General features: G+C 66.2%; 22 protein-coding genes and 1 pseudogene. 6 read left to right on the top strand and 17 right to left on the bottom strand.

Annotation, left to right across the window (positions count from 1 at the left end; all coding sequences use genetic code 11):
• Window positions 1-14: 14 nt before the first annotated feature.
• The gene (locus H977_RS0104100) at window positions 15-383 is read right to left on the bottom strand and encodes a DUF488 domain-containing protein (RefSeq protein ID WP_029106665.1); all 369 of its coding nucleotides are present in this window, start codon (window positions 381-383) and stop codon (window positions 15-17) included.
• A gap of 20 nt (window positions 384-403) precedes the next feature.
• Between H977_RS0104100 and H977_RS35560 the strand changes: the two genes are divergently transcribed.
• Entirely contained in the window at window positions 404-610 is a 207-nt protein-coding gene (locus H977_RS35560; protein ID WP_029106664.1) for a hypothetical protein, read from the top strand.
• Window positions 611-628: 18 nt separating this feature from the next.
• Here the strand turns inward: H977_RS35560 and H977_RS0104090 are convergent, their stop codons facing one another.
• The 4 genes from H977_RS0104090 to H977_RS0104075 all read right to left on the bottom strand — a co-directional run bounded on the left by H977_RS0104090 (window position 629) and on the right by H977_RS0104075 (window position 5,812).
• The gene (locus H977_RS0104090; RefSeq protein ID WP_029106663.1) at window positions 629-3,229 is read right to left on the bottom strand and encodes a helix-turn-helix transcriptional regulator; all 2,601 of its coding nucleotides are present in this window, start codon (window positions 3,227-3,229) and stop codon (window positions 629-631) included.
• A 171-nt stretch (window positions 3,230-3,400) separates the two neighbouring features.
• Window positions 3,401-4,546 (bottom strand): N-acetylglucosamine-6-phosphate deacetylase, encoded by a 1,146-nt coding sequence (gene nagA / locus H977_RS0104085; RefSeq protein WP_029106662.1) that lies wholly within the window; start codon window positions 4,544-4,546, stop codon window positions 3,401-3,403.
• On the bottom strand, window positions 4,547-5,332 hold the full coding sequence (nagB, locus tag H977_RS0104080) for a glucosamine-6-phosphate deaminase (RefSeq protein WP_029106661.1): 786 nt from the start codon (window positions 5,330-5,332) through the stop codon (window positions 4,547-4,549). It abuts the gene before it with no gap.
• Window positions 5,333-5,812 carry a PTS sugar transporter subunit IIA gene (locus tag H977_RS0104075; protein ID WP_029106660.1) on the bottom strand — a complete coding sequence of 160 codons (480 nt, stop codon included), beginning with the start codon at window positions 5,810-5,812 and terminating at the stop codon, window positions 5,333-5,335.
• Window positions 5,813-5,958: 146 nt separating this feature from the next.
• Between H977_RS0104075 and H977_RS0104070 the strand changes: the two genes are divergently transcribed.
• Complete coding sequence (locus H977_RS0104070) at window positions 5,959-7,530, top strand: PTS transporter subunit EIIC (RefSeq protein ID WP_029106659.1); 1,572 nt, start codon at window positions 5,959-5,961, stop codon at window positions 7,528-7,530.
• A 24-nt stretch (window positions 7,531-7,554) separates the two neighbouring features.
• Here H977_RS0104070 and H977_RS0104065 read toward each other — a convergent pair whose 3' ends face one another.
• From H977_RS0104065 to H977_RS0104040, 6 genes and pseudogenes are all read right to left on the bottom strand, one after another.
• On the bottom strand, window positions 7,555-7,953 hold the full coding sequence (locus tag H977_RS0104065; RefSeq protein WP_029106658.1) for a hypothetical protein: 399 nt from the start codon (window positions 7,951-7,953) through the stop codon (window positions 7,555-7,557).
• 146 nt (window positions 7,954-8,099) lie between these two features.
• Window positions 8,100-8,633, bottom strand: a pseudogene (locus tag H977_RS32475) (hypothetical protein); the annotation flags it as partial.
• Between the two features lie 72 nt (window positions 8,634-8,705).
• Window positions 8,706-9,260, bottom strand: coding sequence for a chorismate mutase (locus H977_RS0104055; RefSeq protein WP_029106657.1), 555 nt, complete (start codon window positions 9,258-9,260; stop codon window positions 8,706-8,708).
• A gap of 2 nt (window positions 9,261-9,262) precedes the next feature.
• Window positions 9,263-10,261, bottom strand: coding sequence for an LmeA family phospholipid-binding protein (locus tag H977_RS0104050; protein ID WP_231395858.1), 999 nt, complete (start codon window positions 10,259-10,261; stop codon window positions 9,263-9,265).
• 61 nt (window positions 10,262-10,322) lie between these two features.
• Window positions 10,323-11,489: a DUF7802 domain-containing protein gene (locus tag H977_RS32470; protein WP_036474861.1), complete on the bottom strand. Its 1,167-nt coding sequence runs from the start codon at window positions 11,487-11,489 to the stop codon at window positions 10,323-10,325.
• Window positions 11,482-12,432, bottom strand: coding sequence for a metal-dependent hydrolase (locus H977_RS0104040; protein WP_029106655.1), 951 nt, complete (start codon window positions 12,430-12,432; stop codon window positions 11,482-11,484). Before H977_RS0104040 ends, H977_RS32470 begins: the two co-directional genes overlap by 8 nt.
• Before the next feature lie 130 nt (window positions 12,433-12,562).
• On the opposite strand from H977_RS0104040, the gene H977_RS0104035 reads away from it, so the two are divergent.
• Entirely contained in the window at window positions 12,563-13,180 is a 618-nt protein-coding gene (locus H977_RS0104035; RefSeq protein ID WP_029106654.1) for a TetR/AcrR family transcriptional regulator, read from the top strand.
• On the opposite strand, the gene H977_RS0104030 is transcribed toward H977_RS0104035, so the two are convergent.
• Window positions 13,125-14,138: an alpha/beta fold hydrolase gene (locus H977_RS0104030; RefSeq protein WP_029106653.1), complete on the bottom strand. Its 1,014-nt coding sequence runs from the start codon at window positions 14,136-14,138 to the stop codon at window positions 13,125-13,127. The two genes, H977_RS0104035 and H977_RS0104030, sit on opposite strands and share 56 nt — an antisense overlap.
• An 18-nt stretch (window positions 14,139-14,156) precedes the next feature.
• Window positions 14,157-15,917 carry an N-acyl-D-amino-acid deacylase family protein gene (locus H977_RS0104025; RefSeq protein ID WP_029106652.1) on the bottom strand — a complete coding sequence of 587 codons (1,761 nt, stop codon included), beginning with the start codon at window positions 15,915-15,917 and terminating at the stop codon, window positions 14,157-14,159.
• A gap of 100 nt (window positions 15,918-16,017) precedes the next feature.
• On the opposite strand from H977_RS0104025, the gene H977_RS0104020 reads away from it, so the two are divergent.
• Both H977_RS0104020 and H977_RS0104015 read left to right on the top strand, forming a co-directional pair.
• Window positions 16,018-17,355: an aromatic ring-hydroxylating oxygenase subunit alpha gene (locus H977_RS0104020; protein ID WP_029106651.1), complete on the top strand. Its 1,338-nt coding sequence runs from the start codon at window positions 16,018-16,020 to the stop codon at window positions 17,353-17,355.
• Window positions 17,352-18,005, top strand: a complete 654-nt coding sequence (locus H977_RS0104015; protein WP_029106650.1) for a TetR/AcrR family transcriptional regulator — start codon at window positions 17,352-17,354, stop codon at window positions 18,003-18,005. Before H977_RS0104020 ends, H977_RS0104015 begins: the two co-directional genes overlap by 4 nt.
• On the opposite strand, the gene H977_RS0104010 is transcribed toward H977_RS0104015, so the two are convergent.
• The 4 genes from H977_RS0104010 to H977_RS0103990 all read right to left on the bottom strand — a co-directional run bounded on the left by H977_RS0104010 (window position 17,977) and on the right by H977_RS0103990 (window position 24,142).
• Window positions 17,977-19,380 (bottom strand): glycoside hydrolase family 183 protein, encoded by a 1,404-nt coding sequence (locus tag H977_RS0104010; protein WP_081681593.1) that lies wholly within the window; start codon window positions 19,378-19,380, stop codon window positions 17,977-17,979. The two genes, H977_RS0104015 and H977_RS0104010, sit on opposite strands and share 29 nt — an antisense overlap.
• Window positions 19,381-19,933: 553 nt before the next feature.
• Complete coding sequence (locus tag H977_RS32465) at window positions 19,934-20,209, bottom strand: hypothetical protein (RefSeq protein ID WP_036474858.1); 276 nt, start codon at window positions 20,207-20,209, stop codon at window positions 19,934-19,936.
• A 115-nt stretch (window positions 20,210-20,324) separates the two neighbouring features.
• Window positions 20,325-23,195, bottom strand: a complete 2,871-nt coding sequence (locus tag H977_RS0103995) for an MMPL/RND family transporter (RefSeq protein ID WP_029106648.1) — start codon at window positions 23,193-23,195, stop codon at window positions 20,325-20,327.
• A 176-nt stretch (window positions 23,196-23,371) separates the two neighbouring features.
• Window positions 23,372-24,142: a YwaF family protein gene (locus H977_RS0103990; protein ID WP_502691134.1), complete on the bottom strand. Its 771-nt coding sequence runs from the start codon at window positions 24,140-24,142 to the stop codon at window positions 23,372-23,374.
• Window positions 24,143-24,239: 97 nt separating this feature from the next.
• Here H977_RS0103990 and H977_RS0103985 point away from each other — a divergent pair, with 97 nt between their 5' ends.
• Window positions 24,240-25,475 (top strand): sensor histidine kinase, encoded by a 1,236-nt coding sequence (locus H977_RS0103985; RefSeq protein ID WP_029106646.1) that lies wholly within the window; start codon window positions 24,240-24,242, stop codon window positions 25,473-25,475.
• Window positions 25,476-25,481 lie beyond the last annotated feature (6 nt).

Genomic DNA, 25,481 nt, shown 5'->3' with positions numbered 1-25,481 from the left:
CCCTACGGTGAGACTCAGGTCAACAGCCCCGCCAGGACACTGAGGTGGCTGAGTTCGAGCTCACGGGTGGCCGTGACCAACGTGACAGGCCCCTTGCCGCCCTTGCCGACCAACGCCCGCAACTCGTCGAGCGCGGCGGCCTCCTCACCGGACTCCAGCTCCTGGGTGTAGCGCGCGGCGAACTCGTCGTAGCGCTCCGGCTTGTGGTCGTACCAGTGCCGCAACTCGGTGGACGGGGCGACCGCGGGCAGCCAGTGCCCCACCCGTGGATCGGTCTTCTTCACGCCCCTGGGCCACAGTCGATCGACCAGGACCCGCTGACCCTCATCGGGTTCGGGCTCGGTAAACACCCGGGCCAGCCGCACACGGTTCTTATCGGCCATCACATGCCATCGTAGGAGGCATGAGCGTCGACCGGGTGGCAGATCTACAGCGCTGGGAGGATTCCGGCGCGCATTGGCGCGTCCTCACCCGCACCACGCACAGCCTCACGATCGCGCTGCTGCGGTGCGACGGCGGCGAGGAGGTGGACCGGTTCACCTCCGGCGATCCGCGCCTGATCGCGTTCGTCGGTGCACGTCTGTCCAGTGAGGAACCCGAGCCGACATAGGGCTCACCGGGATAGGGCTCACCGGGCCCGGCGATAGCGCACCAGCCGGGCCAGATGCGATCGGTCCTCGACACCGACCTTGGCGAACACGCGGTACAGATGCCCGTCGACGGTACGTACCGACAGGCACAACAGATCGGCGATCTGCCGATTACTCAGCCCGGCATCGACCAGGTCGGCGATCTCCCACTCACGCTCGGTGAGCGGCAGCGGCTCCCCTGCACAGCGCAGTGCCGGAGACCGCGCTCCACCCTGGGCGCACAGCCATCGCGCCCTCGCGGCGGATTCCAATTCGGCACCCCGGCAGCCGGCCCGGGCATACTCCCGGGCCGCGTGCGCGGCAGCGTCGCCGGCCAGCGCGAACGCGCCGATCGTCTCGAATGTGTCTGCCGCGGCGACGAGTTGGGCGGGATCATGCTGCGCCAGTCCGCGACTGTGGGCGCCGATCGCCTCGGCCATCCGGCCACCGTGCAGGCGCACCAATTGCCGGATGCGCCCGTGGCCCGACGTTGCGCCGAATCGCAGCGCGGTGTGTAGGGCGGTGAGTTCGACCGCATCCATCCCGGCGCCCTTGGCACTGCGTGCGGCCTGGGCTGCCTGCTCCACCGACACCGCGGTGTCACCCGCCGCGGCGGCCGCCCAGCCTCGGGCCAGCTCCCACTCCGGGCGGAACACCTGCAGCAACGGTCCGACTGCCGCAGCCTCGGCCCGCACCAGTGCAGCGGTTGCCGCGATGCCGTTGCCGCGCATGCCCTCGGCCTGCGCCAGCCACGCGGCGACCACCATCAGCCAACCGGGCGGAAGACCCTGCGGCGCGGCCCATACCGCGGCCCGAAGCGCTTCACAGGCCGAATGCACGCAGCCGCGGGCCAGCTCCACCCGCCCTGACAACGCGCTGACGATGGCCTCGGCCTGCGGGGAACCGGCCGCCAGGACGGCATAGCGGTCACACACCCGGCGTGCCGCCGCCACTTCGCCGTCGGCCACATGCGCCGACACCTGCGCGAAGGCCAACCAGTACCGCTGCAGTCCGGACTCGCATTCCTCGGCCGCCCGTTCACCGGCGCGTACCACCGCGGCGACGTCGTCTTGTCGACCGGACAGGGCCAGTGCGCCCGAAACGCCCAGCGCCGCCCACATACCGGCCGCCGGCGACACCTCGTTGTCGAGTGCCGCGGTGCCCAGCGCGATCGCGCCGGCCATGTCACCGGCGAAGAATGCGAAGACCGCTTCCATCGCCACCACCAGACTCAACATCTGCGGGAGTTGTATCTGCTGACGGAGCATCGTCAGCACCGCATGCGCCGCCTCGGGACGGGCGCAGCCGAAGAACAGATTCGACGCCCGCAGACAACCCCAGCGGGCCAGCGCGGGCTCGTCGTCTGCGGCCGGTACGTTGCGGGCCAAAAGCTCCTCGGCCTGCTCGCCACGCCCCTGCCAGCTCATCGCATCAGCCAGCACGATGGCCGCGGATATCCCGGCGCCGTGGTCCAGGGCGTAGCGCGCAAGTTCTTCTCCGAGAACCAGATTGGACATGGTGACCGCACTGGCCGCAGCCTCGGCGATGACCCCGGGATTGGCCGGGACATCGCCTCCCACCATGAATCGGGCCAACTGAATGCGTCCCCGCACATCTGAAAGGGAGCCGCCACCAGACTGCATGTGAGCCTGCAGCAGCACGGCCAATTGCGTATTGATCTGCCGGGAACGGCTTTTCGAGCATCGCTTGCGGGCCACCTCACCGACGATCGGATGGCCGGGCTGCACGAGGGTACACGCCGCATCGTTGAGAACCTGAATCGCTCCCCTGCGCTCGACACGCGCGATGGCGTCCGTGTCGCAGGCCCGGACCAGCACATCCCAGTCGAGCACCTCGGCGGTCGAAATCACCTCCACCACATCGCGTTCGTCCGGAGTCAGCGTGTCGAGCCGGGAAGCGATGAGCGCGTACAGGTCAGCGCTCGCGCGCAGCTGGCCATGTAACCGCCAGCGCCCCTGATCGCGGACCAGCACCGCGTCGGCCAGCGCCGCGTTGAGCGCGCCACGAAGATAGAGCGGGCTACCGGCGGAGAACCGGTGCAGCTCGCCCACCGCATGCTCGTCGATCTCGCCGCCCAGTACCGCCGCGGCCAATTCACCGGTCTGGTCCCTGGTGAAGGGTTCGAGGTCCATCCGCAGCAGCAGGTGTTCCTTCCACAACGCGGTGACCGCGTCGGAGGTGGTCGCGCCGTTCTGCATGGTGACGATCAGCTTCGGCGAGCCGGCCACCGCCAGTTGCTGGACCAGCAGCGCCGACAACGGATCCAGATGCTGGACGTCGTCGACCACGATGAGCAGTGCGGGTTCGGAGGCCAGCGCCTCGTGTGCCGCCGCCAGCATCACTGTGGGTTCACGCGCGTCGGTCAGGGTGAGTGCATGGCGAAACGCCCCCAGCGGCACCGCTTGAGCCGTCTCGGTACCCAAAACGAATCGCACCGGATAACCGTCGGCCTCGAGTTCGTCGGCAAGAACCCGAGCCAACGCCGATTTGCCGACTCCGGCGGCGCCCGCCAGAACCACGCCCCGCGAACCGTCCCGCAACGCCTGTGCGGCCTCGCGCCGTTCGGCATCCCGTGCCACAAATGGCCAGTCCGACAAAACGCCCCCAGATGCATTCCTTGAGCCGGGTGCTACCCGGACCCGACGCTACGCCGGTGCAAGAAACCGTAACGGCCAATCAGCACCGCCGCAGCGCGGATCTTTGCCTCAGAAAGCACTTTTCGGACTGTCAGGGCGCATGCGTCAGGCGGCCTATACCGTGGGTTGCGGCTCCCACACGCCTCGGCGCAACACTGCGCCGACTGTCAGATCCCGGTCCAGGACCACGAGATCGGCTGCAGCGCCCGGCGTCAGGCCGCCGCCGGGCAGACCCAACGCTCGCGCCGGGTTGAGCGACGCCTGCCGGACGGCGAGCATCAAGGCCTCATCGCCTTCCAAACCGCAATGGGCCACGGCGAATCGGACCACGTGGTCCATCGTGGCGGTGCTCCCGGCGATTGTGTCGGTGCCGCCGACGAACGCCACCCCGTCGGACACATCGACCTCGACCGGCCCGAGGTGATAGCGACCGTCAGCCATGCCGGTGGCCGCCATCGCGTCGGTGATCAGCGAAACCCGATCCGGCCCGACGGCGCACGTGACGTGCCGGTATATGGCCGGAGCGACGTGCACCCCGTCGGTGATGAGTTCGACTGTGACAGAGCTGTCTTCGAGCAGCGCGATCACCGGTCCCGGCTCACGCCGGTCGATCGGACGCATGGCGTTGAACAGGTGGGTGCCGACGGTGGCACCGGCCGCAAGCGCAGCGCGGGTCTGCTCGTATGTCGCCTCGGTATGACCGACGGCCACCACCACGCCCGCGTCGACGAACTGCTCGATGGCCGCCAGCGCACCGGGACGTTCGGGGGCGATCGTCACCATCCGGATCGCGCCCGCGGCGGCCGCGAGTACTTGCTCGATCTCGGCGGGACCCGGGTCGCGCATGAGCGCGGGTTGATGCGCCCCGCACCGCACGGTCGACAGCCAGGGGCCTTCGAGGTGGATCCCGTCGATCCGGCCGACGCGGACGTCCTCGGCCAGCACACCGACCTGGCGCAGCAGATCGTCCGGGCTCGTGGTGACCAGGGAGGCGATCAAGGTCGTGGTGCCGTACCGACGGTGCAGCGCCACGGCGGCCGACGTGTCGGCCTCCGATGCGACGGAGAAGCTGCCGCCGCCCCCGCCGTGGTTGTGGGTGTCGACGAAGCCCGGCACGATCGTCACCGGGCCGAGGTCACGGTCGGCGGGCCGAGGAGCAGCGCCTGCCCCCACTGCCGTCACCCGCCCGTCGGACACCTCGATCCACCCCGGCCGCAACAGTTCTGCTCCGGTGATCACGGTGTCGGCGGTCAGTAGCACTCAGATACCCTGCCAATCCGGCTTCGAGCGGTAGGTCTCACGGTAGTAGTCGATGAGCTGAAGCCGTTGAGCCGCAGAGTCGTCGAGCAGCACCGTGACATGCGGGTGGTGCTGCAGGATGGTCGCCGGCCACATGGCGCTCACGGCACCCTCGACGAGACGGTGCACGGCTTCGGCCTTGCTGCGCCCGAGCGCCACCAGGATCACGTGCCGGGCCGCCATGATGGTGGCCAGCCCCTGGGTCAGGCAGTGCGTCGGCACGGCGTCGAGATCGTCCCCGAAGAACCGGGCATTGTCGAGGCGGGTCTGCCGCGTGAGCGTCTTGATGCGGGTACGCGACGCCAGCGAGGACCCCGGCTCGTTGAAGGCGATGTGTCCGTCGGTGCCGATGCCGACGATCTGAAGATCGACGCCGCCGGCGTCGCGAATGGCGTCCTCGTATGCTGCGCAGGCCGCCGGAATGTCGGCCGCCAGACCATCGGGCCCCTGCACCGCATCCGGCGCGAAGTCGACGCGGGAGACGAATACGGTGTCGATCACGTTGCGGTAGCGCTCAGGATGATCGGCGGGCAGCCCGACGTATTCGTCCAGAGTGAATCCCCGCGCCTGCCGGAATGAGATCCGCCCGGCGGTACACCGCGCGACGAGTTCGTCATAGATCGCCAGCGGCGACGAGCCGGTGGCCAGGCCGAGGACCGCGTCGGGCTTGCGGCCGAGCAGCGCGCCGATCGCATCGGCAGCCACGCCGCCGATCGACGCGGCATCGGCCAAGATGACGACCTCCATCTACCGTTCCCGTTTGTGCGCCGTGAAAAGCTCTGTGCCCGAATCGATGTCGGCACCGGCGACGACCGGCCCCGCCACGGTCACGTTGCCGGCCTCCCGCTCATCCATGACCACAACAGGGACGATCGGATTGAGGCCCTTGGCCTCCACGGCGGGCACGTCGTAGGTGATCACCACCTGGCCGGCGGTCACCTGATCCCCCTGGCTCACATGGGTGGTGAATCCTTCGCCGTTGAGCGCGACGGTGTCCAGACCGAGGTGCACCAGCACACCCACGTTGTCCGACGTCATGATGACGTACGCGTGCGGCATCAGCTTCAGCAACGTGCCGCTGACCGGGGCAATCGCGTCGATCACGCCACGCGGCGGGTCCACCGCGGCGCCATAACCCACCATGCCCGCCGAAAACACGGGATCGGGGACATCCTGAAGTGCCACCGCTCGCCCGGCAACCGGGGCGAGTACTTGCGTCCTGCTCACTGTGCGGCTCCTTTGTGGCGCGGTGTGCTCGTGGCACAAACAATACGAGCGTGCCCGTAAGCGGGCCTCGAGTTCACGGGTTCTCGTCTAAGCTTCCGCACAGCCTCGCGGCGGGTCGCGCCGGTGGCCAGGAGGGCGGTAGGGCGATGAGCAGTACGACGAATTCCGCAGGTGCACAGTCGAAATCAGGCTTGCGCATACCCGCTTTCGCGCAACTGCAACGACTCGGCAAGAGCCTCATGTTGCCCATCGCCGTTTTGCCCGCGGCAGGCATCCTGCTGCGGCTGGGCCAACCCGACCTGCTGGGCCGGATCGACTCCCCCGTGATCGGCCCGTTCTTCAAGGCGATGAGCGCGGCCGGCGACGCCCTGTTCAGCAACCTGCCACTGCTCTTCGCGGTCGGCGTCGCGATCGGCTTCGCCCGCAAGGCCGACGGTTCGACGGCACTGGCCGCGGTGGTCGGCTATCTGGTGATGTCAGCGGTTTTCAAGACCATGTCCCCGATCGTGTTGGCCGGCGAGGTGGACAAAGCCGGCGATCAGGCACAGATCAACTACAGCGTGTTCGCCGGAATCGTGGTGGGCCTGCTCACGGCATGGCTGTTCGACCGCTACCACACCATCCAATTGCCGTCCTATCTGGGCTTTTTCGGCGGACGCCGATTCGTGCCGATCGTGGTGTCCCTGGCGAGTTTGTTCATCGCCTTCTTGATGAGCTACTTCTATCCGATCTTCGACACGGGTCTGACCGGACTCGGCCGGTTCATCGGCGGCAGCGGCGCACTGGGCGCATTCGTCTACGGCTTCGCCAACCGCATGCTGATTCCCCTGGGCCTGCACCACATCCCGAACTCGTACGTGTGGTTCATCTACGGCGACTATCAAACCCCGGACGGCAACGTGGTCACCGGTGAGCTCACGCGCTTCGCGGCCGGCGACCCGACCGCAGGAGTCCTCACCTCGGGGTTCTACCCGGTCCTGATGTTCGGCTTGCCCGCCGCGGCGCTGGCGATGATCCTGGCGGCGAACAAGAAGCAACGAAAGGTCGCGGTCGGCATCCTCTCCGCTGCGGCCCTGACCGCGTTCCTGACCGGCGTGACCGAGCCGCTGGAGTTCGCGTTCATGTTCGTGGCGTTCCCGCTCTACGTCATCCACGCGGTCCTGACCGGGCTGTCCCTGGCGATCGCCTACCTGCTCGACATCCACTTGGGGTTCTCGTTCTCGGCCGGACTCCTCGATTTGCTGCTCTACGGCGGTGCGCCCGCGGCGAAGAACATCTGGCTGCTCATCGCGATGGGGGCGGTGTTCTCGGTCATCTACTTCGTGTTGTTCTACGTGGCGATCACGAAGTGGAACATGCGGACACCGGGACGGGAACCCGAGGCCGAGTTCGAGGCGGAGGAGCAGGCGAACCTCGGCGAGGGCACCGAGTCTGCGACGGCGGTTGCCCCAGGTGGCGCCGGCATTCTGACCGCGCCCGCGCGTGCCGACACCCAGACCGAACAGATCATCGCGGCGTTCGGCGGCCGGGAGAACCTGGTCAACGTCGACGCCTGCATCACGCGGCTCCGAATGGAGGTCGCGGACAAGTCGAAGGTCGATCAGGACCGGCTGAAGGCGCTCGGCGCCGCCGGTGTGATCGAAGTAGGCAACAGCGTCCAGGCGGTGTTCGGCACCAATTCCGAAGCGCTGAAGAACGCCATCATGGACAGTCTGTAGGCCCCGCGACGGCCCCGGGCCGCCTCACACCGACAGCAGCCGCTGGAAGAAATCCCGGTACCGCGTGAGAGCCACACGGAGATCTTCGGTGGATGCCTCCTCGCCACGGGACCATTGCGCCTCAAGCCGCGAACGGGTGTCGGCGAAGCTCGCGGTGAGCTCTTCGACCACTTCGGCGACCAGATTGTCCGCTCTCTGTACGCAGTCCCTCGGATCGTCGACGAACGCCGCCTGAATGTCATTCCAGCGCGAGTGCAATCCCGACCGGTGCTCATCGGCGAACAACAACGTGTTGTCATCCGTCACGCCCTCGGCCGGCGCTGCTGAACCCGTATCGGGAGCCGGTAGGTCCCCACTTCGGGTCTCTTGCACATCACTGAAGTCCGGTCGAGCAGTCGATGTCTGCTCGTCATGGGTCGTCATGCTCGCGCCTCCTTCGGCGAATCCGTACCCGCGTCGTTCGTACGGGCCTCATGTTTCCCGGCGTCGCGCTCAGACCCGGTTTCGTGTTCAGGCTGGGTCTCGTGTTCAGCCTGGGTTTCCTGTTCGTCCCGCGCCCCGTGCCCGGCCCCGACCAACTGCTCGAAGAGCGCGCGATAGTGCACTATCGCCTCACGCTGGGCCTCCGTGCCGATCTCGCCCTGCTCCTGAGCAAGGTGCAGGATGTGCGCGGCACGGTAGTGCTCGACCACCTTGGGATGGTCGACCGAGATGTCCGCCGCGCGTTGCTCGAAATCGTCTACCGGGTAACCGCGTTCGCGCATCACCTCGGTGACCAGACGATCGGCTTCGCTGACCGACTTCGCCGGGTTGTCGACGAATCCGGCCTGAGTCACTCCCCACGCCTCGACGTATCGCGCCCGGGATCCCGGCGTCAACTCGGCGATGTCCAGCTTGTCGTGCTTCCGTTTGCGCGCGATGAGCTCCCGCTCCGCCGCACGCTGGTCACCTGCGGATTCGACGGCGTGCTCATACTCCGGGCCGAACTGTTCCCTGAGCCGTTCACTGCGCTTCTGACGCATCATCGACGCGCCCACGATCACCGCGAGCAGCACGATGACCACGACAACCACAGCGATGACGATCCAACTCCATGTAGGCATTTCCGAACCTCCTGGCGCCAGGAGTACCCGCGGTGTGTCTACAGAAACGTCAATACCGCGGCGCTGCCGCGCTCAACGGCAGTAGGACCTGGTGGCGTAGTCCAGCGCCCGGCGGTACAGCGGGTCCAGATCTCGCGCCGTGGCCACCGCTTCGACGGCGTTCGCCCGGTCAGCCTGACAGGCCTGCGAGTGCAAGGCGGGCCATCGGTCGGCGATCTCGTTCACGATCGTGTGGTTGAGCTGGTCTATCGTCGACCTGGATGCGGCGAGGTCTGGCGCCGTCACCGGAGCGGTCGCGGGATCCAGCTTCCATTGCGAAAACAGGCCGTACTCCACGGCGACGGTCGCGTCGATCTGATCACGGAACACGTCGCTCACATAGGCCGGGTCGATCTGGCGGCCGACGGCTTCCGCCCTGGTGGCATCGATGACCTGTTGCTCGCGGCGCGGATCCTCGATCGGCCCACCGGTGCGGAACTTGTTGGCGGCCACCGGGTCCGCGGTCTGCAGGCGCTGCGCGGCGGCATCGACCAGCGGTAGCAACGAGCTGGGAGGCTCGGCCTGTGCGATCGGCACCATGGTCAGTGCCGCGAGGATGAGCGCGGCTGCCGCCGCGGTTCGGCTCATGCTCACAGCTTGGAGAAGCAGGCGTCGTCGGATTCGTCATTGGGAATGGACGCGTTCTGGCTGGAGAACTTGCCCACCACGCCGGTGTCGGTCACGGCGACGCTGTCGGCGTGGATGCCCAGCGGGTAGGCGTCGTTCAGCTTCGCGGTGAGTCCGTCGAGCGCGGCCTGCACGGTGTCTTTCTCGAACGGGCCGCTGACGTCGGTGACCTGCAGATCCAGATTTCCGTTGTCCACCACCGGCTTCGCCGTCACCTTGGTGTCCCCTACGGCCTGCAGGGTGATGGTGCCCGCGGCTGGATCGGTACTCACGTCGGAGACCAGCGCGCCGACCCCGGGCAGGTTCTCGGCCACGGTGTCCTTGATACCGGCCGATGTCCAGCTCAGTGTCGCGCTCAGTGATCCGATGGTGCCTTTGGAATCGTCGGTGCCCTGGAGCCGGATGTCGGACAGCGCCACATCCGCCGTCATCCCCTTCGCGGCCTGCACCTGCTTGCCGCCGGTCTTCACCGAGATGTTGGTGTAGTGGCCGTTGACGTGCTGCCACAGGAACGGTGGATTGACCCCGAACGAGACCGAGGCACTGTCCTCCACAACGCATTCGGCGACCGCCACGAGTACCGAGCCGGCCTTGTGCCGGGCGTACAGTTCGGCGCCGGTCAAGCCGATCACCACAACTGCCACGGCCACGACGGCGATGAGGATGATCGCCTGCGGACTGCGCCACCGTGACGGCGGCTTGGCCGGCTCGGGAGCGGTGGCCCTGGGGCCGGCGGGCGGTTGCTGCGGCGGCGGTCCCGCCGCCCGAGGAGCCACGGGTGGGGGCGGCCGCATGATCTTCTGAGTTGCCGCCTCGGGAGGCTGTTGGCGGGCCCGGATCTGCTCGGTGGGCGCCTCGGGTCGTCCCGGGCGGGGCAGCCGCCGAGTGGCCGGGTCAGGAGGCGGCACGGGACCGCGGCCTTGCCGGCCGGGGTCGCCGGGGCGTTGCGGCGGTGTCGGCACCTCCGCATTCTGCCTCATCGCCCGGGCGCTCAGCGGTGCGCCGCGCCTGTGGGTTCGCTCCTCATTCCTGGTTGCCTGCGGCACCCGAAGGCACCGATTCGGGCTGTTGTTGCAGGTCGGCGGGATTCACGGTGGCCGCCGCGGCAATCGACAGTCCGGCGATCACCACGCAGATCACGGTGTAGAGCAGGCTGCCGGTGGGATCGCCATCGGCGGTGACTCCGTCGACCGCCCCGAAGTAGGCCGGCAGCGCCGTGAGCCACAGGACGGTCATGACCGCCAGGTAGACCGTGGCGTAGCGCAGGATGAGCGGGTTCGCGTAGCGCACGGTCGCCGGGTCGCGGTCTTTGCGCAGGCTCGACCATTGGCCGAACAGCACCGGAATCGCCACGAGGGTGAGCACCACGAGTTCGGCGGCGTACACGACGCCCCCGACGGTCGTGCTGCCCGAGATCGACGTGGCCAGTGTGGCGGGCAGGGGCAGGATCGCGGTTCCGATCGACGCCAATACACCGACGACGATGGTGCGGCCCACGAGCTGCGGCCCGCTGAACGTCTTGCCGTCCTGCACGTGGCGTCCGACGAACAGCTGCACACAGAAGGCCAACGACATCGGCCACAGCGCGGCGAACACCACCACGCTCGGCAGGGGCACCGAATCGAAGAACGGTTGGTTCATCGGATGGTCGAGTGTCCACTCCCACCACCGCAGCTGTGGCCCGAGGTGATCGAAGATCTCGTAGAACGCGTGGTGGACGAAGCCGACACAGATCGCGCCCACCAGGACACCGCGCCGGCGGAACACCCCCAGCATGCGGACGATCTCGTAGGCGACCGTGGCCATCATCGGGTAGATCGCCACGATGTAGAGCGGCAGCCGGCCCCACAGGAAGTCGACGGTGAACACGTTGTGCGCGAACATCGTGTCGACGTGTTCGCTGATCCCGAACGCGCCGGGGAAATACAGCGGCGGCTCGATGATCAGCAGGTAGGCGATGGCGCCGAACCACAGCACCAGGTTGGTGGGATCGTTGTGCCGACGCAGCCGCACGATCGCGTACACCAGGGCCAGCACCGCGCCGACGATCACGGTGATCTCGAGCACCGGCAACGTCCAGTTCTCCAGCCCGAACGGGTTACGGAACTCGACAAGCCCGCCGGCGGTGTCACACGAAAAGCCCAGGCGCTGAGCCAAACCCGAGAATGTCGGGGTACACAGATCAGACATCGGCGGTATCCACCCTCTGGGTCGGGGCCTTGTCGGCGGTGTACCACTGGGTGACCTCGTAGCCGTCCTCGTAACGCTGGAACCACTCGTCGGCCAATGCCGGCAGCTTCTCGTGGGCCGGATTGTGGCCCGGGACCTGACTGCGCACCACACCGGACAGGGCGGTCAGCATCTCGCGCACCGGCAGGTGGGCAAAGGCGTTGGCCACCGGCCCGTCGTACGGCGTCTTGGTGAACGGAAGCTTTTGCAGCAGAGCCTTTTTACGCGCCTGCATGCCGAACATCGACATCGCGTCGATCTGGCGTTCCTCCAGCGGAACATGCTTGTTGAAGCCTTCGCAGGCCACCTTGAGCACGGCCCACACGTGTTTGAAGATCGACGGCGCGACGCGCATGCGGTACCACGGGTCGTCCGCCACGGCGTCGTAGATGATCAGGGCCGAGCTGCGGTGCTCGACCTCTTCGACGAAGTGCCACAGGAACAGTGACGCCACCCGGTCATCGCCGGGAGCGAACAGCGTGTCGTCATGGTCGAGCATCAGCTTGAACACCGGAGTGAACGTCGCCTCCAGATCGGCGGTGTAGGCCAGCCGGTACTTCAGCGGCGTCTCGGCCGTCAGATCGTCGAACGCCTTGACCACCTCGTCGAGGGTTTCCTTGAGGCCGGGGTATGTCTTGATCAGGCCCTTGGCGTGCTGGCGGTGGGCCATCGCGTGCTGGCCTTCCTGCCGGACGAAGGCCTGCGCCTCCTCGGCCACAGCCGGATCGGTGATGAACGGCATGGCCTCGGTGATCATGTGGCCGATCATCTTCTCGAATGCGATGGCGAGGAACGACACCGCGTTGGCCATCGACGAGAACGCCGGGTTGGCCTCGTTCCACAAGAACGGGACGCGGTGGTCCGCGAACGCGAACCTCATCTTGCGCACGATCAGATCCGTCATCGATGCCACCTCGCTTGTCCGAGCAATCATACAAAGAACGCCTTAGTTGTATGATTACTACACGCGGACGCGGCCCGTCAACGCTGGGGGCGATATCCTGCATGGATGTCGGTGGCCAGGAGTCGGGACCATGGCGCGTAGGCGCGGGTGGGACGGGCGGCCGCCCAGCAGCGACGACGAAGCCTCCGAACGTATCGTCGCCGCGGCCGTGCAGTTGATCGCCGAGACGGGCACCAGCATCAGCATCGCCGACGTCGCGGCTTCGCTCGGCGTCATCCGCCAGACCGTGTACCGCTACTTCCCCACCGCCGAATCGCTGATGCACGCGGCGGCCATCGCCACGGTCGACGGATTTCTCGATCGGCTCGCCGAGAGCGTGCGCGGCATCACCGATCCGGCCGAGGCGATGACCGAAGGCGTCATGTTCACCCTGGAGGAGGTCGCCCGCACGCCGCACCTGCGCATCATGCTGTCCGGGCCGCATGCCGCCGCCAGCTCGGTCAATGTCGCCTCGGACGAGGGGCAGGCCTTCGGCATGCGGATGATCACGCGCTTCGACGTCGACTGGGAGAAGTACGGATACGACGAATCATCGCTGCGGGACCTGGTCGAGTTCACGTTGCGCACCATGCTGTCGTTCTTCGTCGCGCCGAACGAACCAACGCGTGGTCCCGAGGAGCTGCGGCGCTTCGTCAGACGCTGGCTGGGCGGGTCGATCCTTGCTCAGCCCGCCGATGATTCGCGATGACATCGCCGAACACCGCCGGGACCAGCCGGTTGAAGATGTCGGCGCGCTCCCACTGCAGGAAGTGACCGGCACCCGGAACCACCAGTGGCCCAATCCGATTGAGAAACGCCCGCTCGGTGCGGGGAACGAAATCCTCGCCGACCACATGATCGTCGGGGCCGTACAGCACCAACGTCGGCACCTCGACCGCATCCATCAGCGGTATCTCGGACATGGCGCGGCCGTAGGCGAGTTGGTAGGACGCCCAGCCCGCGCGTAGCCGTGCCTCGTCAGCGAACGGCTCGGTCATGAAATCCACGTCGGATTGCGTGAATGCGTAGGCCGAACCCCACAACCGATTGGAGTACATCGCCGCGACCCACTGCCTGCGCGCTTCGGGTGTGGGCAGCATCGCGGCGAGGTCGTCGGGGAACGCGCCCTGCATCCAGCGGTAATCGGCGGTGGGATCGGCCGCACCTCTTACCGAAGCCGGGTGCTGCGTGCCGATTCCCGAATAGTCGACGGCCATGGGCGGCACGGTGTTGAAAACACAGAAACCCGTGACGAATCCGGGAAACCGGTGAATCAGATCGGTGCTGACGACCGCCCCGACATCACTCGCGGCGATCAGGCACGACTCGTGCCCCAGTTGGTCATGCACCAACGCATACAGATCGCGGGAGTAGGTGACGATGTCGTGCTGGTCATCGGACGGAATCGCGCTGTCCCCCATACCGCGCAGGTCCGGGACGATGACCTCGAAACCGGCCGCGGCCAGGGACTCGATGTTGCGCCACCAGATTCGCTTGGTCTCGGGATAGCCGTGCACCAGCAGAAGTGGTACACCGCCGACACCCTCGCGGACGAATGCCAGCGAAACACCCTGGGCGACAACGGCAGTGTGGATGGTGAAAGCGTCAGCAGCCGGCGCCTGAGGTTGCGCCGGACGCTGACGCGGATCGTATCGGAAATCCGCCATGACGAAATATTCTGCCGATCAGCGGGTCCCGCGCACCAGCCGGCCCGGACGGGCCCCGGTGTCGACACCGTGACGGCGGGTCACCGTCCCGCTGACAATCGTCGCATCGTAACCACTTGCGCCCTGCACCAACCGCTTTCCGCCCGCGGGCAGGTCGTAGGCCATCCTGGGCGCATGCAAGGTCAGGGCGTCGAGGTCGATGACGTTGACGTCGGCCTTCTTGCCCACGCTGATCACGCCGCGGTCCGACATCCCGTAGAGCTGAGCGGTGTCGTGCGACTGCTTGCGGATGACGTACTCCAACGGCAGCTTCTCGCCGCGGTGACGGTCACGGGCCCAGTGCGTCAGCAGGAACGTGGGGTATGAGGCATCGCAGATCATGCTGCAGTGCGCACCGCCGTCGGACAGGCCGAGCACGCCGGCCGGATGGGTGAGCATCTCGCGGATCGCATCGTGATTGCCGTCGGAGTAGTTGAACATCGGGTACATCAGCATGGCACCGGCATTCGCTTCGAGCATCAGGTCGTACATCGCCGCCAACGGGTCCACGCCGCGCTGCTCGGCGATCGCCGCGACGGTGCGCTCGACGGTCGGCTCGTAGTCCGGCGGTTCCCCGATGTGGTACAGCCGATTTGCCGCATGCTGCGCCAGCATGAACATGCCGTCGAACAGCTTGTTCGGGTCGATCGGCAGGTCTTCCTCGGCCAGGATCGAGGCACGCACCTTCGGTTCCGCGAGCCGCTCGGCGAGCTCCTCACGGGTGCATTCCGCTTGCAGGCGCCGATAAGTCGGACGGTGGGTGAAGGCGTGGTGGCCGGGGAAGCCCAGCAACATGCCGAACGGCCGGGCCGCCACCTGCGGGTACAACCGGCTGCCTGCCTGGTGCGCGGCCGCCGACAGATCGAGCTGCTCACGCCACAAATTGGGGTCGGCGTCGACCTGGATCAGCGCGAAACTCAGGGCACAGTCGATCTCCTCGCCGAGACGGCGCATCCAGTCGAGTTCCTTCTTGGGGGCGACGATGTCCTCGCCCGCCGCGCCCTGCGGAGCGAGCTCGAACACCGCTGCTCCACCGGCCGCCGCGGCCCGGCCCAAAGCGAACAACTCGTCCTCGGCGGCATAGGTCCCGGGCACCGGCTCGCCGTCCATCGCGGTGTGCGCAATGGTGCGCGACGACGAAAAACCAAGCGCCCCAGCCTCGATGGCCTCCTGCACGAGTTTCGCCATGGCCTTGATGTCGTCAGGGTCCGCCGGTTGGTTGCGGGCACCGCGCTCCCCCATCGCGTACGCCCGAACCGCACCATGGGCAATCTGGGTTCCCATGTCGACGGCGAGCTCGCGCTGTCCGATCACGTCCAGATACTCGCCGAAGGTTTCCCAGCCCCAGGTGATGCCCTCGGTCAGAGCCGTGCCGGGGATGTCCTCGACGCCCTCCATCAAGGAGATCAACCACTCCTCCTGGCCGGGCCGCACCGGCGCGAATCCGACGCCACAGTTACCCGCCACCACGGTCGTCACGCCGTGATTGCTGGACGGTTCGAGCACGGCGTCCCAGCTCACCTGTCCGTCGTAGTGGGTATGGATGTCGACGAATCCGGGTGCCACGATTCTGCCGGTGGCATCGATGGTTTCGGCCGCATCACCGGCCAGTGCGGGGTCGCTCGGACCACGCCGATGTACCTCGACGATCTTGCCGTCCTTGATCGCGACATCGGCGGTGAACCGGTCCGCACCGGTGCCGTCGACGACAGTGCCGCCGGTGATTTTCAGATCGAACACGTTTTGCTCCCTTGAGGCGTGCAGGCCGCTACGGTGGCAATGTAACACCGTTACAGAACTGCCGTGCCGAGTTTTTCGATCTTCACAGCGGGAGGCATCCATGGCTCTGAGTTCGACGCACACCGAGAACCCGCGAAGGGTCGACGCGATCGGCGACCCGCCGGCGGGTCCCACCCTGGTACCGGCCGAGCGCTACATCTCACCGACGTTCGCCCGGCTGGAAATGGAACGTATGTGGCCGCGCGTGTGGCAGGCGGCGTGCACGGTGGATCACGTGGCCGAGCCCGGCGACTACTTCGAATACCGTTGCGGCCCCTACTCGGTGCTGATCGTCCGTGCCGACGACGGCGCGTTGCGCGCCTTCCAGAATGCCTGCCGCCATCGGGGCAACGCGCTGTGCACCGGCGCCGGATCTGCGCTGCGGGAGCTGAAATGTGGCTACCACGGCTGGACCTGGGATCTGGCCGGAGCGCTCAAGCGGATCCCGAACCGCAAAGGCTTCGGCACCGTGCGCATGTCCGAGTTCCCACTGGCGCCGGTCCAGGTCGACACCTGGGAGCGGCTGGTCTTCGTCAACCTCGACATGTCGGCCATGCCGCTGGCCGACTACCTGGAGGCCGTCCCCGACGACATCGGCTGGTGCGGGCTCGGCGACTTCCGGTGCTACGCCACGATGACCATCGACGTCGACGCCAACTGGAAGACCATCGCCGACGGCTACAGCGAGACCTATCACGTCCAGACCCTGCATCCCGAACTACACCGGTGCATGGATGACGTGTACGCACCACAGAAGATCTGGGGCCACACAGGAAAATCCGAATCCCTATACGGAGTTCCGAGCCCGCGACTGGCCGGCGCGCTGAGCGACGAAGAGGTATGGGACGCCTACGTATGCACGCAGGGCCCATTGATGGGCGTCGCCGAAGGCACACCATTTCCCGGCGACCGGCAGTCTCCCGGCCAGACGGTGGCCGACGTGATCGCCACGCAGATCAAGGAATTCGCGGCCGGACGCGGGGTCGACATCGGCTGGGCCGACACCGATCAGGTGATGCGCCTGCACCAGTACAACATCTTCCCCAACCTCACCCTGCTGACCAGTGCCGACCATCTGACGGTGATGACGTCGCTGCCCGCGCCCGATCCTGACCGAGGGCAACTGGTGATGACACTGATGACCCGCATGCCGCCGCAAGCACCGCGCCTCAGCCCGACCGACGTCCGGATGCGTGCCGAGGAGGCCCACCCGGGCGTGGTGATGAGCCAGGACATCGCCGTGCTCACCGGACTGCAGCGGGGAATGCACCAGCCCGGGTTCACCCATCTGGTCCTGTCCGGCGAGGAGCGCAGAATCATCAACATGCACCGCAACCTTGAGCGCTATCTCGACCTCCCCGAATCCGAGCGCATGTCCGAAGCCGAAGTCGGCGGATGACGCCGAAGTCCAAAGCGGTCAACGCCGACGTCATTCTCGACGCGGCGGCCTGCCTCATCGAAACCGATGGGGTGGAAGCATTCTCGATGCGGGTACTCGCCGAGCGCATCGGCGTGGCCGTGACGTCGATCTACTGGCACATCGGTGGCCGTGACGCGCTCTTCGACAGTTTGGTCGACCGCCTGCTGACCGAGATGGCCGGACTGCCGATGGAGGGCGACACCCCTTTGGATCGGATCGCCTCGCTCGCCCGCAACCAGCGCAGCCTGCTGATCCGCCGCCAGCACCTGCTGGCGATCGCCCATGAGCGGGACCGCACGCCGATGTTGTTCCTGCCGGTCCAGCAGAAGCTTGCCGCCGAGCTCGCCGAGGCGGGCGTCACCGGCACGCACGCCGCACTGGTGTTACGAGCCGTCCAGGTACACGTGACCGCCTCTGCGGTCATGCTGTTCTCGGCTGTGCGCGGCCCTCAACACCAAGAGGAGGACCCGTCACTGTGGACTGCCGACTGGCCCGATCAGGCGCTGGTAGCGGCACTGCAGTCCCCCACCGACTACGACGCGGTGTTCGAATACGGCCTCGACGCGATGCTGGCTCCGCTGGCGCGGGCCGACGACCGGGTCAGGGCAGCACGGTCTTCATCAACATGACGTTGTAGGCCGACCACAGCGACAGGTTGTAATACAGCTCCTTGCCCGTCGACCACGGATGCAGATACGGCGCGTAGATGCCGCCGGGGATCTGCGACGAGGGCGCGATCAACTGCTCGGGCCCCCACGGGCCCTGCGGGGCTGGGGCGGTCCGCATCACCACGTCGTTGGCCCCGTTGCCGTACAGCACCAGATACTGCTTGAGATACGTGTTGTACTGAGCCGACATCTCGCTCACCGGTCCCGGGATCACCGGGGTCGCGGCGCCGGGATTGGCCGGCACCCAGGCGTTGTTGTCGGCATTCCAGTATTCGTATTTCGTCAGATCCGGGATGAGACCCGGAGCCACCCGTGCCAGGTACGCCGAGCCGCCGCGTCCGTTGGGGGTGCCGAAGGTGTAGATGTAGGGATCACCGGGGCCGGGCTTGAGGAATGCGCCCATCTGGAAGTTCTCGTTGCCTCCGCCGGGCGGGCGGATCGTCCCCGGGTAGACACCCCAGTTCTCGCCGTTGTCCGGCGACATCGCGATCGCCGAGAAATTGGTCGACCATGCCCCCGGGCTGTCCCAGTTCCGGATCGACATGAAGTTCAGATACTGGTTGCGCCCGACCGAGATTCCCGCTGTCGGGATGATCCCGGTCTCCTCCGGGGCCCGGCCGATGCTGTTGATGATCTGCTTGGAGATACCCTGGCGCCACACCGGCGAACCCGAATACTTGTTGGCGACCACGCCGTCGGGCACGGCGACGGTGCGCGAAAGCGAACCGTCGGTGCTGCGGAACAACGCGTTGTACCGCCACTGCTTGCCGGGAATGCCGCAGTATCCGTTGGTGTCGCCGAAGGCCATCAGTACCTGGCGGTTCACCGGATCTCCGTTGTCCCACATGATTCCGAGGTCGGTTCCGGTGATGGCGAAGCGCTTGATCGTCTGATTGGGACTGTCCGGACCGGTCACCCATCCGACGATCGACGTGCCGGGCGGCGGCCCCGGCGCCGGTTGCGCCGCGGGAGCCGGAGCAGGGTCGACGGGCGCCGGAGCAGGCTGCGCCACATTCGGGACAGGTTGGGCGCCACCCGGATTGGGTGCGGGCACAACTGCCGCCTTCTGCCTGACCTGCCCGGTGTTCGGGATCAGCGCCTTGAGGATGGCGAGTGGCAACTGCCCGATTTTGGGCAGCGGCGCCCGGTCATTCGCGCCCACGGGCATGTGCCCGATCGGGCGGTTGAGCGGGGCCAGCCTGGAGGGTTTCGGGATCTGGAAGGCTTGGTTCGGGAGTGGTTGGGCGGCCGCGGCGGCGCCTTCGCAGGGTTCGGCCGATGCCGAGGGCGCCACGCCGACGGCGACGACGAGTCCGATTGCGGCGGCCGCTGCCATCGTCGAAGTACCTCGAGGACGTCGCGACATGTCACACCTTCCCAATGCAGGGACGTCGACATGACGTCACAGTTGGCTGATGTGACGTTAGTGATCAATGTTGCCGATGTGACCGCTGATGCACTGAAAGGTACCGTCCCGTGACCGTGTCGCAACCGATGCGGCGTGTCGTTTTCCCATCCGTCACCGCGGTGGCCTGTCCTGGTCGGCTAACTTCTGCTCATCCTGATTCTCGTGGGCCTCGTCGCTGCGATCCGACGCGAAAGCCATGGGCACCTGCGTGGTTCACACGGAACTCTCAGCTGTTCATCGCCGTTCGCCACGCCGGGCCTTGCCATCGTGGTTACGGTGGACAGTGGTGGAACTATCGAAACGAGCGAGAGGGATCACCATGGCAGGAACATTCGATCCGAAAAAGGGCGGCAAATTCGAGCCGACCACGAAAGCCAAGCCGCCGCCACCTCCGCGGCCTGGGGGCAACAAGAAGTAGTTGAACGAAACTGCCCATGTGTGAGCGCTTTCAGCTCACACATGGGCAGTTTCCGTTTGCCGGTCAGCTACATACCTGCACCAGCCGGAACGGCCCGGTGGCACAGATCGACGGCGGACCATAGCCGCCATAGCCCCAACCTGCTCCATACGCGGGAGGCGGCGGGGGCGGCGGGACCCACGGGCCGGGGCCGTGGCCCCACCCGGGGTGCTCGGCCCAACCGACTCCCGACCCGGCGACCGGCGCGGGGGCGGCATTGGCCACACCCGTGCCGATTCCGAGCGCGGCCAGGCCCAGTGCGCCAGCCGCTGCGGCGCTGATGGCGATGGACTTGAACATCTTCGAAACCCCTCTGACTAGCAGAACCCAGACTGTGGATCGCCCCGTCGGTCCAGAGTCAGCGGAAGCCGATCTTTCCCGACTTCCGCCAATTAGGTTAGTCCTGCTTATTAAGTCAGAGCTGTGCAGAAGCTTTGTATGTGCGCTCCCCCCGGAGCGCATCCAGGCGCCGCTTGGACGCCGCCGACTGGATCGCCTGCGGCCACCAGAACCAGCGCCCGAGCATCGCGGCGATGGCGGGGGTCATGAACGACCGCACGATGAGAGTGTCGAACAGCAGGCCGAGCGCGATGGTGGTACCGACCTGCGCCATGACCTTGAGATCGCTGAACGCGAAGGACGCCATGGTGAACGCGAACACCAGACCCGCCGAGGTCACCACCGAACCGGTTCCCGCCATCGCCCGGATGATGCCGGTTTTCAGGCCACCGGACAGTTCTTCCTTGAAGCGCGACACCAGCAACAGGTTGTAGTCGGAACCGACCGCCAACAGCAGGATCACCGACATCGCCAACACCATCCAGTGCAATTCGAGGCCGAGGAGGTGCTGCCAGACGAGCACGGACAATCCGAATGACGCGCCGAGGGACAACAGGACCGTACCGACGATCACCGCTGCCGCGACCACACTGCGTGTGATGAGCAGCATGATGATGAAAATCAGTGACACCGCGGCGATTCCGGCGATCAGCAGATCGTAGAAGGACCCGTCCCGCATGTCCTTGTAGGTGGCCGCGGTGCCGGCCAGGTAGATCTTGGAACCTTCCAGCGGGGTGCCCTTGAGGGCTTCCTTGGCCGCCAACTTGATGGGGTCGACATGGTTGACCCCCTCGGGCGTCGCGGGATCGCCCTCGTGACTGATGATGAACCGCACCGACTTTCCGTCGGGTGAGATGAAGTTCTTCATGCCCCGCTTGAAGTCCTTGTTGTCGAAGGCTTCCGGCGGAAGGTAGAACGTATCGTCATTGCGGGCCTCGTCGAAGGCCTTGCCCATGGCCGTCGAATTCTCCTGCATGGCGGCCATCTGATCCTGTTGACCGGCCTGCGTCGCCTGCTGCGTCAGCATCATCGTCTTCATGGTTTTCATGGACTCGATCTGCTGCGGCATCAAGGCGACCAACTGCGGCATCAGCGTGTCCAACCGCTCCAGCTCCGGCACCAGTTCCTGGACATCATCGGTCAGCGCGTCGATCCCGTCGAGGGTGTCGAAGATCGACCGGAGCGACCAGCACACCGGGATGTCGGCGCAGTGCGGCTCCCAGTAGAAGTAATTGCGCAGTGGACGCAGCCAATCGTCGAAATCACCGATGTTGTTGCGCAATTCGGCGATGTCGAGGGTCATGACCTTGGTCTTGGCCACCATCGAGTGCGTGGTGTCGGCCATCTGCTGGGTCAGGCGCGACATCTGTTCCATCGTGTCGATGGTCTTCTGCATCTCGTCGGCCTGGACCAGCATGTCGGCCATCCGGTCCTGCTGGTACTTCCGGTTCATCGTGTTGGTGGTGCCCTGCCGACTGAGCAGGAACGGAATGCTGGTGTGCTCGATGGGGCGACCGTTGGGCCGGGTGATGGCCTGCACCCGGGAGATGCCGGGTACCCGGACCACGCCCTTTGCGATCCTGTCGATGATCAGAAAGTCCGCGGGGTTCCGCAGGTCGTGGTCGGCCTCGATCATCAGCAGTTCGGGGTTCATCCGGGCAGCGCTGAAATGCCTTTCAGCAGCGGCATATCCGAGATTGGCCGGCAGATCTGACGGCAGATATTTCCGGGCGTCGTAATTGGTCTTGTAACCCGGCAGCGTGAGCAGGCCGACGAGCGCCAGGCCCAGTGTCGCAGCCAGGATCGGGCCGGGCCACCGCACCACCGCGATGCCGACGCGGCGCCAGCCCCGCGACCGGATGCTGCGCTTGGGCTCGAAACGTCCGAACCGGCTGCCGATCACGATGACCGCGGGGCCCATCGTCAACGCAGCGATGACCGCGACGAACGTGCCCACCGCACACGGCACACCCATGGTCTGGAAATACGGCAGGCGGGTGAAGCTCAGGCACAGCATCGCGCCGGCAATCGTCATACCGGAACCGAGCACCACATGCGAGGTGCCGCGGAACATCGTGTAATACGCGGTTTCCCGGTCTTCGCCGGCGCCCCGTGCTTCTTGATAGCGACCGATCGCGAATATCGCATAGTCGGTCCCCGCCGCGATGACCATCAACGTCAGGAGGTTGACCGCGAAGGTGGACAGGCCGATCACTCCGGTGTGGGCCAGGAACGCCACGATGCCGCGAGCCGCGCCGAGCTCCATGAACACCATGAGCAGCACCAGGATCATGGTGGCGATCGACCGGTAGACGATCAGCAGCATCACCGCGATCACCACAAGCGTGATGGCGGTGACACGGGCGACGCTCTTGTCGCCGGCATGGTGCTGATCGGAAACCAGCGGTGCCCCGCCGGTCACGTACACCTTGATGCCGGCCGGAGGCGACGACTGCCCGACGATGTCACGTACCGCGGCCACCGATTCGTTCGCCAGCGTTTCGCCCTGGTTCCCGCGCAGGTACACCTGGACGTAAGCGGACTTGCCGTCGTTGCTCTGTGCGCCCGAGGCCGTCAGCGGGTCGCCCCAGAAGTCGGCAACGTGCTGCACGTGGGCGGTGTCGGCTTCGAGCTTGTCGACGATGCCGTCGTAATAATGGTGCGCGTCGTCGCCCAGGGGCGCCTCGCCCTCCAGCACCACCATGGCGGTGCTGTCCGAATCGAACTCCTGGAAGTCGCTGCCGATCTTGCGCATGGCGATCATCGCGGGCGCGTCTCTGGCGCTCAGCCCGACGGTGTTCTCCTCGCCGACCTTCTCAAGCGGTGGGACCAGCGTGTTCGTCAGGATGGTCAAGGCCACCCAGCCGAGCACGATGGGCACGGCCAGCCTGCGGATGAACCGGGCGAGGCCCGACCCGTTGCGCGTGCCGTCGCCGTGACGGCTCATCGCGCGCCTGCGCACATAGGTGATGCCTTGGTCTGCACAACCCGCCCCTTCGATAAGGCCACTGTCGCCCGGTGGGACAGGTCGCAAGCGATACACATTCGCGAACGCGCGTAATATACCTAGCCCGTCAAAGTGTCCGTGTCAATAATCACTTTGCCCGTCAACTGACAGCAATTTCACAGTTCCCGCGCGGCGGCGGTCACGTGGCGCCGCGCCCGTTCCCACGGCCAGGTCATCAGCGCCCACACGATGAGCACGATGGCCACCTCCGCCAGCAGATACACGGGCCACGGGCCCAACACGTCCAGCAGCGACGCGGTGGGAGGCTTCCGGTTGAGATAGCCGTAGTTGGTTCCCGTGACCACGTTGAAGGTGAAGGTGGCTGCCGCCCAAGCCAGGGTCGCGACGACCGCCAAGCGGTAGTCGCGCCACCGCGGTCGCATGCCACGCCCCCACGTGAGATAGATGGCCGCCAGCACCACGAGCACGTGAAGTGTGAAGAAGGTGACGAACAGGTGGTGGGGAAAGTCCGGAGCACCGTCCTTCGGCGTACCGATGTCCGGTGTGATCAATGCCTGTGAGCTCAGGACCAGGCCCCAGTAGTAGGTGAGCACGAAGGCCCAATGCCGTTGCGACCACAAGGCATACGCGGCGGCCAGTTCGGCGAGGTCACACAGCTGCAGTGGTACCGATGTGTCGATCGTGGGGTCTACGAGTTTGTACGTCAGGGCCACGACGAATGCCGCGATCAGCAGAACGGCCAGGACACGGCTCACGATGCGGGCCTGCTGCTCGGTCTGCCGACGGCCGATCATGACCAGAAGCACGGCAGCGGTGACGAACACCGCCAACACGACCAGGTGCGACGGGCCGTATGCCGAAAACTCGCGCTGCGCAGAGAACACGTCGATCAACTCCCCCGTTTCGTCGCAGGGACCGCTATCCATGATCGCAGGCCGGGTGGGGAAACTCATCAACCCGCCTCAGGACACGATCGAATCGCCCTATACTCCTGCCGAACCCTGCTGTTGGCGGGAGTCGAGAATGGTCAGGCGCGCGGCGGCAACGGCTTTGGAGCGACGCTCCCAGGGCGCGGCTTTTCGCGGGCTGCTGCTGCAATTCGCCCTGCGGGTCCTGTTGGCGGCATTCATCTTCTTCGCGTTGTTCCTGCAACCGCCCGAAACGTACCGCTGGCCCTACGGGCTGGTCTGGATCGGCTACATCGCAGCGATCGCAGGTTGGGGCTTGTGGGCGTTGCGGCTGTCCGATCAGGCCGGGATCGAGGCCCGGCGCTCGGTCGCGCTGCTCATGTTGTTCGCGGATGTCGCTGTGGTGTCGATACTTTCGGTGGAATCAGGCCTCAGCTCGCCGAACACCTGGACCTCCGATGTGCTCCACTACGGACTGTTTCTGATCCCACTGATCGCGGCCGCTCAGCTCGATCCGTTCGTGAGTACGGTGATCGCCGTCCCCACCGTCGCCGCATACGTCGTTGTCCTGTGGGTGAACCAGACGGCCAACGGAGATGAGCCGTGGGGTTCGATTCTCACGACAACCGGCATCTTGTTCGGGTTGGCCGCGGGGTCGGTCACGCTGTCGTGGATCCAGCAGGCAAAAGAGCGAACGATCGCGGGGTTGGCGCAGGAACGTAGTCACCTTCTCGAGGAGATCGTCATCCTCGAGAAGCGCGAAAGACAGACGCTGTCCGAACGGCTGCACGACGGAGCGCTGCAGTATGTCCTGGCATCACGCCGGGAGATGGAAGAGGTACGAGAAGGATCCGCCGAATCGATGGACCGGGTCGATATGGCGCTCGGCGAGTGCTCCAGACTGCTACGCGACGTGGTCCGTGAACTGCATCCCGAAGTGCTTGCCCGCGCCGGGCTCAGGGCCGCCATCGCCGCACTGGCCGACGGCATCGCGGCGCGCACCGACCTTGCCGTCCACCTGGACTTCTACGATTGGCCCGACGACTTGCGCACCGACGCCGACCACCTGCTCTACAGCGCGGCGCGGGAGTTCTCGACGAACGCGATCAAACATGCCAAGGCCGACAACCTGCGGTTCACCCTGCAACGATCGAACGGCCGCGCCACGCTGTGCGTCGCCGACGACGGCGTGGGCATCGAACCGGAGCGTCTCGCGCTGAGCGTCGAAACCGGGCACATCGGGTTCGCGTCGATTCGCGCCAAGGTGCTGGCCCTCGGTGGCGTATTGGACGTTCACGATGCCCGCGGCACCGAGATCGCGATCTCGCTTCCGTCGCAGTCAGCGGTCTGAAACCGC

The sequence above is a fragment of the Mycobacterium sp. URHD0025 genome (assembly GCF_000426065.1).
In the GTDB taxonomy this organism is placed as follows: domain Bacteria; phylum Actinomycetota; class Actinomycetes; order Mycobacteriales; family Mycobacteriaceae; genus Mycobacterium.
Note: the sequence above shows the minus strand (reverse complement) of the source record. Positions and strands in the feature narration are given on the sequence as shown.

Excerpts from the sequence above, each read along its gene's own strand:
- H977_RS32470 (WP_036474861.1), bottom strand. The coding sequence starts at position 11,489 with ATGTCTGATCTGTGTACCCCGACATTCTCGGGTTTGGCTCAGCGCCTG.
- H977_RS35560 (WP_029106664.1), top strand. The coding sequence starts at position 404 with ATGAGCGTCGACCGGGTGGCAGATCTACAGCGCTGGGAGGATTCCGGC.
- H977_RS0103985 (WP_029106646.1), top strand. The coding sequence starts at position 24,240 with ATGGTCAGGCGCGCGGCGGCAACGGCTTTGGAGCGACGCTCCCAGGGC.
- H977_RS0104010 (WP_081681593.1), bottom strand. The coding sequence starts at position 19,380 with ATGGCAGCGGCCGCCGCAATCGGACTCGTCGTCGCCGTCGGCGTGGCG.
- H977_RS0104015 (WP_029106650.1), top strand. The coding sequence starts at position 17,352 with ATGACGCCGAAGTCCAAAGCGGTCAACGCCGACGTCATTCTCGACGCG.
- H977_RS0103995 (WP_029106648.1), bottom strand. The coding sequence starts at position 23,195 with ATGAGCCGTCACGGCGACGGCACGCGCAACGGGTCGGGCCTCGCCCGG.
- H977_RS0104055 (WP_029106657.1), bottom strand. The coding sequence starts at position 9,260 with ATGAGCCGAACCGCGGCGGCAGCCGCGCTCATCCTCGCGGCACTGACC.
- H977_RS0104020 (WP_029106651.1), top strand. The coding sequence starts at position 16,018 with ATGGCTCTGAGTTCGACGCACACCGAGAACCCGCGAAGGGTCGACGCG.
- H977_RS0104030 (WP_029106653.1), bottom strand. The coding sequence starts at position 14,138 with ATGGCGGATTTCCGATACGATCCGCGTCAGCGTCCGGCGCAACCTCAG.
- nagB (WP_029106661.1), bottom strand. The coding sequence starts at position 5,332 with ATGGAGGTCGTCATCTTGGCCGATGCCGCGTCGATCGGCGGCGTGGCT.
- H977_RS0103990 (WP_502691134.1), bottom strand. The coding sequence starts at position 24,142 with ATGGATAGCGGTCCCTGCGACGAAACGGGGGAGTTGATCGACGTGTTC.
- H977_RS32465 (WP_036474858.1), bottom strand. The coding sequence starts at position 20,209 with ATGTTCAAGTCCATCGCCATCAGCGCCGCAGCGGCTGGCGCACTGGGC.
- H977_RS0104070 (WP_029106659.1), top strand. The coding sequence starts at position 5,959 with ATGAGCAGTACGACGAATTCCGCAGGTGCACAGTCGAAATCAGGCTTG.
- H977_RS0104100 (WP_029106665.1), bottom strand. The coding sequence starts at position 383 with ATGGCCGATAAGAACCGTGTGCGGCTGGCCCGGGTGTTTACCGAGCCC.
- H977_RS0104035 (WP_029106654.1), top strand. The coding sequence starts at position 12,563 with ATGGCGCGTAGGCGCGGGTGGGACGGGCGGCCGCCCAGCAGCGACGAC.
- H977_RS0104040 (WP_029106655.1), bottom strand. The coding sequence starts at position 12,432 with ATGACGGATCTGATCGTGCGCAAGATGAGGTTCGCGTTCGCGGACCAC.
- H977_RS0104065 (WP_029106658.1), bottom strand. The coding sequence starts at position 7,953 with ATGACGACCCATGACGAGCAGACATCGACTGCTCGACCGGACTTCAGT.